Origin of the sequence: Streptomyces sp. AM8-1-1, assembly GCF_032229325.1 — a bacterium.
Lineage (GTDB): Bacteria > Actinomycetota > Actinomycetes > Streptomycetales > Streptomycetaceae > Streptomyces > Streptomyces achmelvichensis.
In genome coordinates this window covers 7,438,663-7,454,538 of sequence record NZ_CP135086.1, presented here as the reverse complement: position 1 = coordinate 7,454,538, position 15,876 = coordinate 7,438,663, and the positions used below count along the sequence as shown (strand labels likewise).

Genomic DNA, 15,876 nt, shown 5'->3' with positions numbered 1-15,876 from the left:
CGTCCCGTCACGGACTCCGCACCCCCCGCTCTATGCGGCGTCCTGCATGATTTCTCTGCGCAGCCGGTCGCAGGAATGGCTGATCAGCCTCGACACGTGCATCTGGGAGATTCCGAGGTCTTCGGCGATGCTGCTCTGCGTCATGTCCCGGAAGAAGCGCATGTAGAGAATGCGCCGCTCCCTCTCGGGCAGACGGCGCAGTTTCGGTTTGACGGCCTCGCGGTCGATGACCACGTCGAGCGCCGGGTCGGAGGTGCCCATGGCGTCGGCCATCGTGTGGCCGCGCTCGGTGCCCGGGATCTCCGCGTCGAGGGAGAGGGTGCTGAAGGACCCGATGGCCTCCAGTCCGGCTCTGGTCTCCTCCAGCGAGAGCCCTGCCCTGGCCGCGATCTCCTCCTCGGTCGGCGCGCGTCCCGAGACGGTCTGGGCGAGCTCGTGCTGGGCGGTCCGGACGCGGTTGCGCTGGTCCTGGACCCGCCGCGGTACGTGCAACGACCACATGTGGTCCCGGAAGTGCCGCTTCACCTCTCCGGTGATCGTCGGCACGGCGTAGCTGACGAAGGCGCAGCCGCGTTCGGGGTCGTACCGGTCGACGGCCTTGACCAGGCCGAGCGCCGCCACCTGACGCAGGTCCTCCAGTGTCTCGCCGCGGTTCTTGAACCGGCCGGCGAGGCGTTCCGCCATGGGAAGCCAGGCATTCACCAGGTCCTGGCGCAATATGTCGCGCTCATGGCCCATGGGAAGTCTGGACAGCCGGTCGAATGCGGCCTGGGTGTCGGGGGCATCGTTGTGCAGGTGCTTCGTGCTCGCGTGTGTGCGCATGATGCGCGCCACTCCCTCACGGTGCGAACGGGAATCTTGGCGTCCATGGGCCGGTGGAATCGCTCACGCCGGGGCGTGCTTCCGCTCCACGGACGTGCCTCCGGTCCGAAGCACAAACTGCGCCTGCCCCTGTCGCATCGCATCAAACGCGGCTTTCCCGGACCGATTTCCTTAATCCTTCAAACAGGAACGTCGGCGGGTGGACATCGTCGCCTCCCGGCATCGTCGCCTCCCCGGGAAATTCCGCACCGAATTCAGCCGAGGGAGTCGAGCCGCCTGCGAGCGGGGGCCAGCGAGCGGCCGCGCGACAGAATCCCCTCCCACGGTTTCGTCCGGGCCTGTTCCAGAGCGTTCGTCACCGTCCAGCGCTGCGCGGTCAGTTCGGGGTCGTTCACCTGCTCCCAGGTGATCGGTGTGGCGACGGGCGCGCCCGGCTTGGCTCGTACCGAGTAGGGCGCAACGGCCGTCTGGGCATAGGCGTTGCGCCCTATGTCCAGATAGAGCCGGCCTTCCCGGGCCTTCTTCCGTACGGCGGTGGTCAGCCGGTCCGGGTCGCGCTCGGCGAGTTTCTCCGCCACGTCATGGGCGAAGGCACGCGTCTCGTCGAAGTCCGCGTCACCGGCCAGCGGCACGATCACATGCAGTCCCCTGGACCCCGTCGTCATCAGCGCCGACGGCAGCCGGAGCTCCTCGAGCAGCTCACCGAGTTGCCGGGCCGCCCGGCGTACGGCCTCGAAGTCGTCCTCGGCGGGGTCCAGATCGAAGACCATCCGGTCGGGCCGCTCCAGCCGCTTCACCTTCGACTGCCAGCGGTGGAACGTGAGCGTGGCCTGGTCGGCGAGGAAGAGCAGGGTCGCCGTGCTGTCGCAGACCGGGTGGACCACCGTCCCGTCGGCCTTGTCCACCTCCACGCGGTGGATCCACTCCGGGTAGGTGTCGGGTGTCTGCTTCTGCATGAAGCGCAGGCCGCCGATGCCGTCGGGATGCCGTTCCAGCATCAGGGGCCTGTCCTTCAGGTGGGGGACCATGAAGGGCGCGATGCTGCGGTAGTAGCCGACGATGTCCTCCTTGGTGAGGCCGTCGTCGGGGAAGAGCTTCTTGTCGGGCCGGTGGATCTCCACGGTGTGCCGTCCGGCCCGCACGCTCTTCGTACTCATCGTGCCTCCCTCGTCTCCCGTACGGCGGCGGTGCGCGGGGTCAGCGCACCACGGCCTCCTCCACCAGCAGTTGCACCGCGGCCGCGATCGACTCGGCGTCGATGCCCGAGAGATGCAGCTGCTCCGCGGAGGTGGCGGATCCGGGCATGTTCTGCACACCGAGCCGGATCAGGCGGGGCAGCGGGCGGCCGTCCGACAGGGCCGCTGCCACGGCGTCGCCGATACCGCCCTGGGGTCGGTGGTCCTCCACCGTCATGAGACAGCCGGTGGCGCCGGCCGCCTCCTGGAGCGTCGCGGCGTCGACCGGCTTGACCGAGTAGAGGTCGATGACGCGGATGCCGATGCCCTGGGCCTCCAGCAGGTCGGCGGCCCGCAGTGCCTCATGGACCGTGACACCGGCGGCGACGACGGTGACCCGGTCCTGATCGCCGGAGCGCAGCACCCGGGAGCCGCCGACGGGGAAGTCCTCGTCGGGCCCGTACAGGACCGGAGTCTCGCCCCTGCTGGTGCGCAGATAGCCGATGCCGGGCAGGTCGGCCATGGCCTCGACCAGCCGGGCGGTCTGGTTGGCGTCGCACGGGTACAGCACCGTACTGCCGTACACCGCGCGGAACATGGCCAGGTCTTCGAGGCCCATCTGGGAGGGGCCGTCCTCTCCGATCGCCACACCGGCGTGCGAGCCGACCAGATTGATCGGCGCGTGGGACACCGCCGCCATCCGGACGAAGTCGTAGGCACGGGTCAGGAAGGCGGCGAAGGTGGACGCGAACGGGATGTAGCCACGGGTGCGCATCCCCACCGCCGCCGCGACCAGCTGCTGTTCGGCGATGTAGCACTCGAAGAAGCGGTCGGGGTGCGCCTTGGCGAACGCGGCGGTGCGGGTCGAGTCGGCCACCTCGCCGTCCAGCGCGACGACTTCCGGGCGCACCGAGCCGAGTGCGGCGAGCGCGTCTCCGAAGGCGTCACGGGTGGCGACCGAGGTGCCCACGTCGTACGCCGGCATCTCCGCCCGTCCGCCGCGTGATCCGTACAGGACGCGTGCCGCGGGCGGCGCCGCCACGTCCACCGTGATGAAGCGCGGTCCGCCCAGCTCCTCGATGGCCTTCTCGGCGTCGGGCAGGGGCTTGCCGTGCTTGCCCTCGCGGTCTTCGACGTCGTGGACTCCGCGTCCCTTGTGGGTACGGGCGATGATCGCGGTCGGCTTCTGGATGGTCGACTCCGCCTCGGCGAAGGCCGAGTCGATGGCGCTCACGTCGTGGCCGTCGATCTCGATGGTGTGCCAGCCGAAGGCGTGCAGGCGGCGGGCGTAGGCGTCGAGGTCCCACTCGTGGCGGGTGGGCCCGCGCTGCCCCAGCCGGTTGACGTCGATGATCAGCGTCACGTTGTCGAGATGCTCGTAGGCGGCGTGTTCCACGGCCTCCCACACCGAACCCTCGGCCATCTCGCTGTCGCCCGACAGAACCCAGACGCGGTAGGGGATCTGGTCGAGCCGCTTGCCCGCGAGGGCCATGCCGACGCCGACGGGCAACCCCTGGCCGAGCGACCCGGTGGCCACGTCGACCCAGGGCAGACGGGGTGTCGGATGTCCTTCCATGCGACTGCCGAGCCGGCGGAAGGTGAGCAGCTCCTCGTCGTCGATGACACCCGCGGCGCGGTACATGGCGTACAGCAGGGGTGAGGCGTGTCCCTTGGAGAGGATCAGCCGGTCGTTGCCGGGATGGTCGGGCTGCGCGAAGTCGTAGCGCAGATGGTTGGCGAGCAGTACGGCACCCAGATCGGCGGCCGACATGGAGGAGGTCGGGTGACCCGATTGCGCGGCGTCGGCGGCGCGGACGGCGTCCACCCGCAACTGCTGCCCGAGTTCTGCGAGTTGGTCGTTTCGCATCTCAATGCTCCTTGGAGGAACCGCCCGAGACCCTTGCCAGCTCCGGTGAAGCGCTGTCCAGCGGGACCGACCAGGAGCGCACGAGGCCCAACTGGACGGACTGGCGCGGCAGTGCGGCATCGAGCAGCCAGTCGGCCGCGACGCGTACGCGATTGCCCGGCATGGCGGCGAGGTGGTAGCCGCGGGTGACCGCTCCTGCGAGCGGCCCGGACAGTGGTATGCCCAGTGGGTTGGCGGCCGCCTTCACGCCGCCGAGGTCGACGAGGAATCCCAGATCGTGGTGTTCGTACGGGCGTTTTTCACCATGACCGAGGGAGGCGGCGACGTTGTGGCCCGCCAGCTTGCCCTGGCGCGAGGCGTGCTGAGCCGTCATCGGTGTGTACTCGCCGGGCCGGGTCGCGTCGGGCACCGCCGCGGCGTCACCGCAGGCGAAGACCTCGGGACGGCCCGGAACCCCCAGATCGCGCTCCACGAGCAGACGTCCGCGCTCCACCGGCAGTCCGACGTCGGACACCAGCGGATCGGGACGCACGCCCACGCACCAGATGAGCGTCCTGGTGGGAACGAACTCCCCGTTGTCCAGCCGCACGCCGTCGTGTGTCGCCTCACTGACCGAGGTGTTGGTACGCACCTCGACGCCCCGCTCGCGCAGCACCCGGTCCGCCGTACGGGAGAGCCTGCGGTCGAGCTCGGGCAGGACGCGGTCGGCGAGGTCGAGGAGCATCCAGCGCGGTCGGCCGCCGACCCCGTGCCCGGTCTGTTTGCGGGAGAGGGCGTCGGTGAACAGCTGTCCCTGCGCGGCGACTTCTGTGCCCGTGTATCCGGCGCCGACGACCACGAAGGTGCGCCGTGCGACGTCCTCCTCGGTGAAGGGACCGGGGCCGGCCAGCTCGATCTGGCGCGTGATGTGGTCGCGCAGGTACAGCGCTTCGGGGAGACCCCGGAAACCGTGCGCGTGCTCGGCGACGCCGGGCACGGGCAGCAGCTTGTTCACGCTTCCCACGGCCAGGACGAGGCGGTCGTAGCGCAGCTCGCCGCGGCCGTCCTCGGGATCCGTGTAGTGGACCGTACGCGCCGCCAGATCGACGCGGTCCGCCTCGCCCAGGACCAGCCGCACCCCCGGCAGCGTGTCGGGCAGCGAGACCGTCACCCGCCGGGGTTCCAGTATCCCCGCGGCCACCTGTGGCAGCAGCGGCAGATACAGGAAGTAGTCGGTGGGGTTCAGCAGCACGATCTCGGCCTCGCCCCGAAGGGTCCGGGAGAGAGAGCGCGCGGCTTGGAAACCGGCGAATCCGGCTCCTACGACGACGACACGGGAACGATTCACGATCGACTCCGGCGCTGGAGTATGGACTGGTGAACGGCCTCCCGAGTGCCCGTGAGACCCCCCGCCAAACCCGGCGGCCGCGTGTTCCGTCACTCGTACGTGCGGCGCTCCTCGGACACCACGGGCGCGGTCGGCGGTACGACGACGCGCCGGCGCTTGGCGATGCTGCTGAACGTGACGACCCCGATGATGCCGACGGCCATCAGAATCAGGCCGATCACATCGAGGTTGGCGCCTTTCATCTCCCAGTCGGTGGCGAATGTGAGGATCGCACCGACGGCGATGAGGATGATGCACCCACCTAGGCCCATCTGACTCACCTTCCTGTACGGACGGTTGGTCTCCCGCGAGTACCCCCGGAGGGGCCCGTCATGCTTGCGGGAGGCTTGCCGAGCTGTGTCGGCCGGCAGGTCGGGGAACGGTTGCGGGACGGCTTCGGGTGCGGACCGCCGTCCGCACCCGAAGCACCCCCTCATCCCTTTCCCATGGCCGCTCGGCCCGTCCAGCGGGTCTCCGCGCTGATCGCCCTCAAACCCACGATCCACGCTCGCGTCGATCATCGATCCCGCGCCCGCGTCGCGGCATACCGCGGCCGACGGCGGGTACTGCGGGGCGCGACGGACGTTGTCCGGACCCCTGCCGGCCCACGGCAGGACCCGCGGAGAAGGCGAGGAGCCATGGCACAGCTCGTGCGGGACGTCATGACGGCCGGCGTGGCCGCTGTCCGCCCGGACGCCTCCCTCGTCGAAGCGGCGCGTCTGATGCGCACCCTGAACGTGGGCGACGTCCTGGTGGCCGACGGCGACCGGATCGTCGGCGTCGTCACCGATCGCGACATCGCCGTGCGCGCCGTCGCGGACGGGATCGACCCGGTGACCGTCGGCGCGGAGTCCGTGTGCACCGCGGATCCGGTGTGCATCGATCCCGACGCGGAGGTCTCGACCGCCGTACGCCTCATGCGGACGCATGCGATGCGGCGGCTCCCCGTGGTCGAGGACGGCCGTCCCCTGGGGATGGTGAGCATCGGCGATCTCGCCGTGGCGCAGGACCCGGAGTCAGCACTCGCGGACATCAGCATGGCCGGGGGCAAGGCCTGACCGGCTCCCCGGCCGCCCCATCGAAGGAGCGACACCCATGAAGATCGCATTTCTCGTGGCGCCCGAAGGCATCGAGCAGGTCGAACTCACGGAGCCCTGGAAGGCCGTCGAGGCCGCGGGCGACACCCCGAAGCTCGTCTCCACCCGATCCGGCAGGGTCCAGGCCTTCGACCATCTCGACAAGGCGGACACGTTCCCCGTGGACCAGGTCGTGGGTGAGGCCTCCGTGGACGAATTCGGGGGTCTGGTCCTGCCGGGCGGGGTCGCGAATCCGGATGCCCTGCGCATGGACGAGCAGGCGGTCGCCTTCGTCCGGGCGTTCTTCGACGCGGGCAAGCCCGTGGCCGCCATCTGCCACGCCCCCTGGACCCTGATCGAGGCGGATGTGGTGGGCGGCCGGACGGTGACGTCCTGGCCGAGCCTGCGGACGGACCTGCGCAACGCCGGCGCCACCTGGGTGGACGAGCAGGTGCAGGTCTGCACGTCGGGTCCGAACACCCTGATCACGAGCCGCAAGCCGGACGATCTGAAGGCGTTCAACGCCGCGTTCAACGAGGCGTTCGCCAAGGGCTCGGCCGGCTGACGAACCGCCGGCGGGCGGCAGCCGTGCAGGACACCCCTGGACGGCCGCCGGACAGGACACCACCGGCCCGCCACCGGGCAGGTCACCACCGGCCGGCCGTGCTCCCGTCATGCGGGAAGCGCGGCCGGCCTGTCCATGGCCCGAGCCCAGATGACCGCCCACCGCTCACCCCGCGTCCGGTCCGGCCTCCGACCGGTCGCGCGCACCCGCCCGGGTCCGGCCCGGTGACACCGAACGCTCGGGGTGGCGGCGCAGATACTCCTCCTCCAGCTGCGCCATCCGGGTGGTGTGTGCGGAGAGCGCGGCGGGCGAGCCGTGCAGCAGCGTGTCGTGCCGGCTGCGGTGGATGGTCTCCAGCTCCCGGATGAGCTCGTGCTCACCGAGGCTGCCGGCGTCGATGCCCCTGGGCTCCTTCTCGGCCTGCGTCATGACAGCCGTGCTCCTTCCGTACAGCGGTTTCCGTGTTGCTCCTGTGCAGACGGGTACCCGCCCCCGACGCACTATCCGGCCCTCTTGGAGGTAGCCCATGCAACTCGGATTTCTCGCGCCCCTCTACGAGCGTCCCGGCCCCTGGGCCAGTGTCTATCTGGGCACGGACCGGGCCGACGAGGCGCACCCCGGCCGGCGTGAACTCCAGGCCCGTGCGGCCTGCCGCGAGCTGAGCGGACAGGGCGCGGACGAGGCGACCAGCCAGGCCGTGTACGAGGCGCTCATCGCGCCGGAGACCCTGCCCGGCAAGGCCGGTCGTGCCGTCTTCGCCGCGGGCGGGGAGGTCGTTCTGGACCCCGCGCTCACGGCCCGTCCGCCCGGGAACGGCGACGTCACCTGGTCGGCCGTGCCCCGCGTGGCACCCCTGCTGGACCTCGCCGAGCAGGAGCCGGTCTGCCTCGTGGCGTACATCGACCGCCAGGGTGCGGATCTGGAGGTCCGCAGCACCCACGGTCACCGCAGCGCCGGACAGGCCGAGGGCAGGGACTGGCCGCTGCACCGCAGCCCGAGCGCCGACTGGTCGGAGCAGCACTTCCAGCAGAGCGTCGAGAACACCTGGGACGAGAACGCCGCCACGACCGCGGCCGCGGTGGCCGGTGCCTGCGACCGGCACGACGCCGATCTGGTCGTCCTCGCCGGTGACGACCGGCAGCGCCGCGCCGTGCACCGCAAGCTCCCCGCACGGCTGCACGCACATGTCGTCGAGACGGAGCACGGCAGCCGTTCGGACGGCGGCAACCGGCTGCTCGACGCGGACGTGGAGCGGGCCCGCGCGGACCGGCTGCACCAGCGGGCCGACGACGAGCTCGATCGCTATCTGTCGGCCCGGGACGCCACCGCGGAGGGGGTGCCCGCGCTGGTCGAGGCCGCGCGTGAGCACCGGATCGCGGCCCTGTTCGTACGGCCCGAGGGCCCGGACGGCAATCGCGAGGTGTGGGTCGGCGACGACCCCGACCAGCTGGCCGTACGCCGCACGGAATCGCAGTACCTGGGCGAGGTCCATCCGTCGTCGGCACGGGCGGACGACGCGTTGATCCGTTCGGCCGTCGCGACGAACGCGGAGGTCCTGCGGGTACCGGCGGTGGGCGGCCCTAGCGTGCCCGTCGGCGGGCTCGGTGCCCTGCTGCGCTGGCCCTACCAGGACGAGGAACGCGCCTGAGCGCTCCGCCGCCCGGCTGCCGGGCTCCCGGCCCGGCAGCCGGTGCGCGACTCGCGGGGACGCGGACCTGAGGGGACTATGAGGAGGAGCCGGATCCCGGTTGCACCCGCCCCCCAGGCCCGCGGCCGCACGTCCCGGGGCACGTCGAGGACGCCGCGTAACCTCAGGACACGAGTGTTGTGATGGACAAGAAGAGATTTGCCCACGCCGCCGGCACGGCGTCGAGCGCGGACATGTTCGGCGCACCCTGCTGGGTCAGCCTCATGGCCCGCGACCTCCGCGCCTCCCAGGATTTCTACGGTGCCGTCCTCGGCTGGAAGTTCCGCCGGGCGGCCCTCGGTGACGAGTTCAGCGTCGCCTTCGCCGACGGGACGCCGGTCGCCGGCATCGGCGCACTGGCGCCCCGCCTTCAGGTCGCCGTCGCCTGGACGCCGTACTTCGCCGTCGCCGACGCGGACGTGGCGGCCTCACGCATCCGCGAGCGCAGCGGCACGGTCGCCGTCGGTCCGCTCGCCTTCTCCCTCGGTCGCGGAGCCCTCGCCGCGGACCGCGACGGTGCCGTCTTCGGCATCTGGGAGGGCGCGCTTCTGCCCGACTGGCAGTCCGGCCACAAGGACGCGCCCGCCTGGCTCCTGCTGCGCACCCGCGACGCCTTCGACGCCGCGATCTTCTACGGCGAGGTCCTCGACTGGGCCGGCGACAGCCCGGGCGGCTGCGACGTCAGCTACGAGAACGACGAAGTGGTCCTCCTCAACAACGGGCATGTGCTGGCGCGGCTGAACTCCGGCGCGGTGGAGGCGGCACCCGACCCGCTCGTCCGTCCTCGCTGGGACGTGCACTTCCCCGTCGCCGACCTCGACGCCACGACCGGTGCCGTACGCGACCAGGGCGGCACCGTGATGGCGGAGCGGCTGACACGCGAGGGCCGGGAGGCCGCGGTCCGCGACCCCGACGGCGCCCTGTTCACCCTCACCAGCCGCACCGAGACGGGAAGCGGCGCCGGGAGCTGATGGGTCCAACCTGCCCGGCGCCTGCGCTTCCTCGCGCGAAGGGAACGTGCTGAGGGGGTACCGCGGTCCGGCGGACCGAAACCCGTCGGGGTGGACGGACCCGTCCGCGTGCGTGTCGGCTCCGGCCGGGGGAATGAGCGGAACGAGGATGCCGTCCACCGTGCGGGACGGCTCGGCCTGGCCGGAAGGGAATGCGGGCATGTCGGGGATGAGTGACGAGCAGGCGGGCACCGGGAACGCCGCCGACGCGTCATGGGCTGCCTCTGACGAGGAGCAGTACCGCGTCGTGAGTGCGGAGGCCGAGTCCGAGGAGCTGCGCAAAGAGGTCGACGGACTGCGGCAGGCGCTCGCCTCGCACCCGGTCATCGACATGGCGCGAGGAATCGTCATGGCCACCGCGGCCTGCACACCGGAGCAGGCCTGGCAGCTGCTGGTGGACGTCTCCCAGCACAGCAACGTCAAGCTGCGCGAGGTGGCACGGCACATCGTGGACAGCGTCAACGGCCCGCCGCCGCCCCCGGCCGTACGCACCGCACTGCGCGCTGCGATCGCGACCCTGCGCGACGGCACCGGATAGGGCTCACGGCCCGCCTCTGCCGGGCCCGCCGCAGGCAGTGCCGCTCCGGGCCCCTCCCCGTAGAATCCGGATCGGGTGCGATCACACGGTGTCGCACCTCTCTGCCCGGGATGGGAGAGTCCGTGAGCACGTCCGCACAGGATCCTTCCGGCGCAGGCCGGGAGCGGGACGATCTGGCCGCGGCCGCGGCCGAGCTGTCCGCGCGGAACGCGGATCTGCGGGCCGAACTCGTGCGACGGCATCTGCTGGACCTGGCGACCGGAGTGCTGGTGACCCGGCTGGCCACCTCCCCCGCCGAGGCCGCCGAGCAGCTGGCCCGCATGGCCGCCGAAACCGGCCTGAGCACGGAGGACTTCGCCGCCGACGTCGTGAACGGCGTCGCCGGTACGGTCGCGGTCTCTCCCCCTCCGGCCACGGCGACCGCGTCGTCCGCCGCATACGCCGACCGCGGACCGCGCGGCGACGAGGCGCGCCGGATGCGTCGTGCGATGACGGACGCGGAGGCGCATCACACGGTCGAGGAGGCCGCAGCCGCCCTCCTCGACGGCGGGCTCAGGCATCTGGGTGTGCGGAGCCTGTGGCTGTGGCGGCGGACCGGATCGGGATGTCTCCAGCTCGCCGGGCACGCCGGCGTCGGGGCCACCGAGGCGTCGCAGTGGCGGTGGATCCCGCCGTCGCTTCCCGCGTCGTTCCGGCCGGCTCTGCTGGAGGACTCACCGGTCTGGCTCGCGGCGGGTCCGCCGCCCGACGACGTGCTGCCGGGCCCGGCACCGCAGGCGGCCCGTGCGGTGCTGCCCCTGCGGCTGCGCGGCACGACCGTCGGGGTGGCCCTGGCGGTCTGGCCCGACCGCGCCGACCTCGACGGGCCGGTGCGGCGCGCCCTCACCGATCTGATGGACGTGGCCGCACGGGTCCTGACGGCTCCCCTGTGGGAGCCCGCCCCGCTGCCGGCGCTGGACGAGCTGCTCGACGCGATGGCCCACCCCGCACTCACGCTGGTACGCGACCCGGAGGCGGGTGCCCTTGCCGTCGAACACCTCAACCAGGCGGCGGTGGAAGCCCTCGGCAGCGCGGGACACACCACCGGTCAGCTCCTGAGCCGGACGCTTCCCCTGCTCCACGCACCGATCGCCGAGCTCGCCGAACTCGCGCACTCCACCTCCTCGCTCCAGCGGGCTTCCAGACTGCCCGCGGTGGACCACGCCGACGCGCCGGCTCCGCTGCTCGATGTGCGGGTGCTGCCCGCCGGGGCCGAGCGGACCGTCGTCCTGTGGCACAGCAGCACCGACCGGGGCACGGCGGCCACCCGTGCCGTCGCCAGGCTCCAGGGCGTGGCACCGTTCGAGGACAACCTGCTGACCGGTACGTCCTCGTGGGGCGAGCAGGCGTACGGCATCTTCGGGGCCCCCAGGGACGCTCGGCCGATCCCGCTCATGGAGCTGTACCAGCGGGTCCATCCGGAGGACGACGAGGACCTGACCGAGCTGCTGCGGAACCTCACCCAGCGACGCAGAGGCGCCGCCACGGTGATCCGTGTGGTCCGGGACGACGGCCGGCAGCGGCATGTGCGCATCACCGCAGAACCGCTGCTCGACCAGAGAACGCTCATCGGCATCTCGGGCATCTACCAGGACGTCTCCGCCGAGTTCCACACCGAGGTGGCCCTTTCGGCGACCTTCGACCAACTGACCGCCGTCCAGGCGCAGGCGGCCCTGCGTCATCGCCTCGCGCTCCAGCTCCAGCAGGCGATCGTTCCGGAGATGCCCGCCCTGGAGGTGCTGCCCGGTCTCCAGGCCACCGCCCGCTACCGGCCCGCGGTGCAGGAGTACCGCGTCGGAGGCGACTGGTACGACGTACTGCCGCTGCCGGACGGGAAGGTCCTCGTGGCCGTCGGGGACATCGCCGGGCACGGCATCGACTCCGCCACCGGCATGGTCGCCCTGCGCAACGCGCTCCGCGGTCTGGCCTTCACCGGTCACCGGCCCGGACGCCTGATGTCCTGGCTGAACGAGGTCACCATCCATACCCAGGGGCGCCCGACCGCGACCGCCGTGTGCGCGCTCTACGACCCGGCGGACCGCACCCTGCGCTGGGCGAGCGCCGGCCATCTGCCGCTGCTGCTGCTCCGCGAGGGACACGCGCAGTTGCTGGCTCCGCCGAAGAACATCCTTCTGGGGGCGACTCCGGACGCCCGGTACGAGGAGATCACGACCCAGCTGAAGCCGGGCGACACCCTGCTGCTGTTCACCGACGGTCTCATCGAGCGCCGCCACGACGCACTCGACGAAGGCCTCCGGTCGCTGCTGCGCACGGCGGAGGAACTGGCCGGGCGGGAGATCGACGACCAGGTGGACCGGCTGCTGGGAGCCGCGACCGGCGACACCGACGACGACACGAGTCTGATCGCGGTACGGGTCCGCTAGTGCCTGTCGCTCGGATCGTGCCGGGAGCGGCACGTGGGTCACCACGGTCCTGCCCGCAGGGCCCGCCCGCAGGTGCTCACTCGGCGGAGCCGCGGCTCTCCCGGGCCAGCCAGCTGCGGATCTTCGTCATCAGCTGGTCCGTGTCCACCGGCTTGGCCACATAGTCGTTGGCCCCCGCGGCCAGCACCTCGGCCCGGTCACCGGGCATGACCTTGGCGGTGACCGCGATGATCGGCACCTCGGCGAACCGGGGGATCCGCCGGATGGCGCCCATGGTGGCGATGCCGTCCATGCCGGCCATCATCACGTCCATCACGATCAGATCGACGTTCTCGTGGGCATGCAGTACCTCGATCCCCTCCTGGCCGCCGGCCGCCTGGAGAACCAGCATGCCTTCGTGCTCCAGGACCTCGGTGAGGGCGAAGACATTGCGGGTGTCGTCGTCGACGACCAGGACCGTGGCTCCCGGCGCCTGACCGACCGTGCGCGGCAGGGCCCGGGCGTGTGCTTCCGCCCGTTCCGCCGTCGCGGGCACCCGGGGTGCGGCCAGGGCGTGGACCGGCAGGTAGAGCGTGAAGCTGCTGCCCTCGCCCAGCGTGCTCTGGGCGGTGATGGTGCCGCCGAGGAGCTGGGCGACCTCGCGGCTGATGGAGAGCCCGAGGCCGGTGCCGCCGTACCGCCGTGATGTGGTGCCGTCGCCCTGCTGGAAGGCGCCGAAGACGGTCTGCAGCCGGTCCGCGGGGATACCGATACCCGTATCGGTGACCCGGAAGGCCAGGGTCGCCCCGCTGTCGCGCAGGGCGAGCGGCAGTTCGGCGGCGTCGGCGTTCTCGATGCGCAGCTCGACCCGGCCCTGCTCGGTGAACTTCAGCGCGTTCGACAGCAGATTGCGCAGCACCTGCCGGAGCCGGGACTCGTCGGTGGTCAGCTGGGCCGGTATGTCCGCGGCGGCCGTCACCCGGAACTCCAGCTCGCGCTCGCCGGCCACCGGCCGGAAGGTCGCCTCGACGTAGTCGAGGAGCTGCGCCAGCTCGAACGCCTCCGGGTGGACGTCCATCTTTCCCGCTTCGACCTTGGAGAGATCCAGGATGTCGTTGATCAGCTGGAGCAGGTCGGAGCCGGCCGAGTGGATGACCTCGGCGTAGTCGACCTGCTTCTCCGTGAGGTTGCCCTCCAGGTTCTGGGCGAGCAACTGGGCCAGGATCAGCAGGCTGTTGAGCGGTGTCCGCAGTTCGTGGCTCATGTTGGCAAGGAACTCGGACTTGTACATCGAGGTCCGCGACAGCTGCTGCGCGCGGTCCTCCAGTTCCTGCCGGGCCTGCTCGATCTCCAGGTTCTTGCGCTCGATGTCACGGTTGCGGTCGGCGAGCAGCGCCGCCTTCTCACGGAACGCCGCGTTGGAGCGCTGGAGTTCCTCCTGCCGTGACTGCAACTCCGCGGACCGGGTGCTCAGTTCGGCGGTGAGCCGCTGGGACTGCTCCAGCAGCTCGTCGGTACGCACATTGGCGATCAGCGAGCTGACGTTGACCCCGACGGTCTCGATGAACTGGTCGAGGAAGTCGCGGTGGATGCGGGTGAACGGCCGCAGGGCCGCCAGTTCGATGACGCCCAGCACCTGGTCCTCGACCACGATGGGGAGGACGAGAAGGCTGCTCGGCTCCATGCTGCCGGAGCCGGACGCGATGGTGGCGTATCCGGGCGGAAGGTCGTCGACGGCGACGGTGCGCCTGCTGCGGGCGGCCTGTCCGACGAGGGACTGCCCGAACAGGAAGCGGCGCGGGCCGGCCGAGGGGTCGTCGGGCGAACCGTAGGCGGCGGTCATGACGAGTTCCGGACCGCGGTCGCTCTCGTGGGTGAGGAAGAAGCCGCCGTACTGCGCGGAGACCAGCGGCGGTACGTCGTCCATGATGAGTTCGGCGATGGCGGGCAGGCTGCGGGTGCCCTGCATCAGGCCGGAGACGCGGGCCAGGTTGGTCTTCAGCCAGTCCTGTTCCTCGTTGGCCCGGATGGTCTGCCGCAACGACTCGACCATGGCGTTGATGTTGTCCTTGAGGTCTCCGACCTCGCCGGGCGCCACGACGGTGATGGACCGCGTGAGGTCGCCCTCGGCGACCGCGCTGGTCACTTCGGCGATGGCACGGACCTGCCGGGTGAGGTTCCCGGCCAGCTCGTTCACGTTCTCGGTGAGACGCTTCCAGGTGCCGGAGACTCCCTCGACCTCGGCCTGACCGCCCAGACGGCCCTCCCGGCCGACCTCACGGGCCACCCGGGTCACCTCGGCCGCGAACGAGGACAGCTGCTCGACCATGGTGTTGATGGTGGTCTTGAGCTCCAGGATCTCCCCGCGGGCGTCGACGTCGATCTTGCGGGTCAGGTCACCGCGTGCCACCGCCGTCGTCACCTGGGCGATGTTGCGGACCTGGTTGGTCAGGTTGTTCGCCATGGAGTTGACGTTGTCGGTGAGGTCCTTCCAGGTCCCGGACACACCGCGGACGGTCGCCTGTCCGCCCAGGTTTCCCTCGGTCCCCACTTCGCGGGCGACCCGGGTGACCTCCTCGGCGAACGAGGACAGCCGGTCCACCATCGTGTTGATGGTCTCCTTGAGCTCCAGGATCTCCCCGCGGGCGTCGACCCTGATCTTCTGGGTGAGGTCACCGCGCGCGACCGCGGTGGCGACCTGCGAGATGTTGCGGACCTGCGAGGTGAGGTTGTCCGCCATGGTGTTGACGCCGGTCGTCAGCTCCTGCCAGACACCGCTGACGCGGGGCTCGCGCGCATGGCCGCCGAGCAGGCCCTGGCCCCCGACCTCGTTGGCGACGCGGGTGACCTCGGACGTGACCAGCGACAGCTGCTCCACCATGCCGTTGTAGACGATCGCGATCTCGCCCAGCAGACCCTCGGCGTCGTCGGGCAGGCGGGCGGAGAGATCGCCGTCGCGTACGGCCGTGAGCCCGGCGAGCAGCTTGCGCAGCCCCTCCTCGCTGAGCTGGGCAGCGGGAGGCGTCCGGCGCGGATCGGGCGTCCGGTCCGGCACATCCATCGTCGACCTCGCCTGTCGTCATTCACGGCGCCGCACCGGCCGCGCCGTGAGAGGACTGCCGTGGGGCTGACCGTGGTGAACGGCGGTTTTCGCATCCACTGTGGCACGCCGCCACCCCCGCGACACCCGGAACTGCGTACAGATGTTCCCCCCTCCGGGCGGCGCCCCCGCCCGTACCGCCCCCTGCCGCCCCGTGGGGCGCCCGGGCAGCCACGAACCACGGCCGAAACATGGTGAAGCGTCTAAAATGGGAGTTTCTCAGCAGGTAGCTCAGACGACGGTCCCGCTGTATCCGACAGCGCCGGCC

General features: G+C 71.2%; 13 protein-coding genes. 6 read left to right on the top strand and 7 right to left on the bottom strand.

The features are described 5' to 3' along the window. Positions 1-30 precede the first annotated feature (30 nt). The 5 genes from RPQ07_RS33290 to RPQ07_RS33270 form a co-directional block, all read right to left on the bottom strand. The gene (locus tag RPQ07_RS33290; protein ID WP_313947952.1) at positions 31-822 is read right to left on the bottom strand and encodes a SigB/SigF/SigG family RNA polymerase sigma factor; all 792 of its coding nucleotides are present in this window, start codon (positions 820-822) and stop codon (positions 31-33) included. Between the two features lie 254 nt (positions 823-1,076). Beyond that, complete coding sequence (ligD, locus tag RPQ07_RS33285; RefSeq protein ID WP_313947951.1) at positions 1,077-1,979, bottom strand: non-homologous end-joining DNA ligase; 903 nt, start codon at positions 1,977-1,979, stop codon at positions 1,077-1,079. Positions 1,980-2,019: 40 nt separating this feature from the next. Continuing rightward, the gene (locus RPQ07_RS33280) at positions 2,020-3,864 is read right to left on the bottom strand and encodes a transketolase (RefSeq protein WP_313947950.1); all 1,845 of its coding nucleotides are present in this window, start codon (positions 3,862-3,864) and stop codon (positions 2,020-2,022) included. 1 nt (position 3,865) lies between these two features. Continuing rightward, positions 3,866-5,191 (bottom strand): NAD(P)/FAD-dependent oxidoreductase, encoded by a 1,326-nt coding sequence (locus RPQ07_RS33275; RefSeq protein WP_313947949.1) that lies wholly within the window; start codon positions 5,189-5,191, stop codon positions 3,866-3,868. Positions 5,192-5,280: 89 nt separating this feature from the next. Further along, positions 5,281-5,502: a DUF6458 family protein gene (locus RPQ07_RS33270; protein WP_313947948.1), complete on the bottom strand. Its 222-nt coding sequence runs from the start codon at positions 5,500-5,502 to the stop codon at positions 5,281-5,283. A gap of 366 nt (positions 5,503-5,868) precedes the next feature. Between RPQ07_RS33270 and RPQ07_RS33265 the strand changes: the two genes are divergently transcribed. Continuing rightward, positions 5,869-6,288: a CBS domain-containing protein gene (locus tag RPQ07_RS33265; RefSeq protein ID WP_313947947.1), complete on the top strand. Its 420-nt coding sequence runs from the start codon at positions 5,869-5,871 to the stop codon at positions 6,286-6,288. Positions 6,289-6,325: 37 nt separating this feature from the next. Then, positions 6,326-6,871 (top strand): type 1 glutamine amidotransferase domain-containing protein, encoded by a 546-nt coding sequence (locus RPQ07_RS33260; RefSeq protein WP_313947946.1) that lies wholly within the window; start codon positions 6,326-6,328, stop codon positions 6,869-6,871. 165 nt (positions 6,872-7,036) lie between these two features. Here the strand turns inward: RPQ07_RS33260 and RPQ07_RS33255 are convergent, their stop codons facing one another. After that, positions 7,037-7,300 (bottom strand): DUF6158 family protein, encoded by a 264-nt coding sequence (locus tag RPQ07_RS33255; RefSeq protein ID WP_313947945.1) that lies wholly within the window; start codon positions 7,298-7,300, stop codon positions 7,037-7,039. Positions 7,301-7,397: 97 nt separating this feature from the next. Between RPQ07_RS33255 and RPQ07_RS33250 the strand changes: the two genes are divergently transcribed. The 4 genes from RPQ07_RS33250 (at position 7,398) to RPQ07_RS33235 (ending at position 12,529) form a co-directional block, all read left to right on the top strand. Beyond that, positions 7,398-8,519, top strand: a complete 1,122-nt coding sequence (locus RPQ07_RS33250) for a Vms1/Ankzf1 family peptidyl-tRNA hydrolase (RefSeq protein ID WP_313947944.1) — start codon at positions 7,398-7,400, stop codon at positions 8,517-8,519. Positions 8,520-8,701: 182 nt separating this feature from the next. Further along, positions 8,702-9,529 carry a VOC family protein gene (locus tag RPQ07_RS33245; protein ID WP_313947943.1) on the top strand — a complete coding sequence of 276 codons (828 nt, stop codon included), beginning with the start codon at positions 8,702-8,704 and terminating at the stop codon, positions 9,527-9,529. Positions 9,530-9,728: 199 nt separating this feature from the next. Next, the gene (locus RPQ07_RS33240) at positions 9,729-10,106 is read left to right on the top strand and encodes an ANTAR domain-containing protein (protein WP_313947942.1); all 378 of its coding nucleotides are present in this window, start codon (positions 9,729-9,731) and stop codon (positions 10,104-10,106) included. Positions 10,107-10,228: 122 nt separating this feature from the next. Next, entirely contained in the window at positions 10,229-12,529 is a 2,301-nt protein-coding gene (locus tag RPQ07_RS33235; protein ID WP_313947941.1) for a SpoIIE family protein phosphatase, read from the top strand. Between the two features lie 76 nt (positions 12,530-12,605). Here the strand turns inward: RPQ07_RS33235 and RPQ07_RS33230 are convergent, their stop codons facing one another. Continuing rightward, the gene (locus RPQ07_RS33230) at positions 12,606-15,569 is read right to left on the bottom strand and encodes a HAMP domain-containing protein (protein ID WP_313947940.1); all 2,964 of its coding nucleotides are present in this window, start codon (positions 15,567-15,569) and stop codon (positions 12,606-12,608) included. Positions 15,570-15,876 lie beyond the last annotated feature (307 nt).

Excerpts from the sequence above, each read along its gene's own strand:
- RPQ07_RS33280 (WP_313947950.1), bottom strand. The coding sequence starts at position 3,864 with ATGCGAAACGACCAACTCGCAGAACTCGGGCAGCAGTTGCGGGTGGAC.
- RPQ07_RS33260 (WP_313947946.1), top strand. The coding sequence starts at position 6,326 with ATGAAGATCGCATTTCTCGTGGCGCCCGAAGGCATCGAGCAGGTCGAA.
- RPQ07_RS33250 (WP_313947944.1), top strand. The coding sequence starts at position 7,398 with ATGCAACTCGGATTTCTCGCGCCCCTCTACGAGCGTCCCGGCCCCTGG.
- RPQ07_RS33240 (WP_313947942.1), top strand. The coding sequence starts at position 9,729 with ATGTCGGGGATGAGTGACGAGCAGGCGGGCACCGGGAACGCCGCCGAC.
- RPQ07_RS33265 (WP_313947947.1), top strand. The coding sequence starts at position 5,869 with ATGGCACAGCTCGTGCGGGACGTCATGACGGCCGGCGTGGCCGCTGTC.
- RPQ07_RS33255 (WP_313947945.1), bottom strand. The coding sequence starts at position 7,300 with ATGACGCAGGCCGAGAAGGAGCCCAGGGGCATCGACGCCGGCAGCCTC.
- RPQ07_RS33270 (WP_313947948.1), bottom strand. The coding sequence starts at position 5,502 with ATGGGCCTAGGTGGGTGCATCATCCTCATCGCCGTCGGTGCGATCCTC.
- RPQ07_RS33230 (WP_313947940.1), bottom strand. The coding sequence starts at position 15,569 with ATGGATGTGCCGGACCGGACGCCCGATCCGCGCCGGACGCCTCCCGCT.
- ligD (WP_313947951.1), bottom strand. The coding sequence starts at position 1,979 with ATGAGTACGAAGAGCGTGCGGGCCGGACGGCACACCGTGGAGATCCAC.
- RPQ07_RS33290 (WP_313947952.1), bottom strand. The coding sequence starts at position 822 with ATGCGCACACACGCGAGCACGAAGCACCTGCACAACGATGCCCCCGAC.
- RPQ07_RS33245 (WP_313947943.1), top strand. The coding sequence starts at position 8,702 with ATGGACAAGAAGAGATTTGCCCACGCCGCCGGCACGGCGTCGAGCGCG.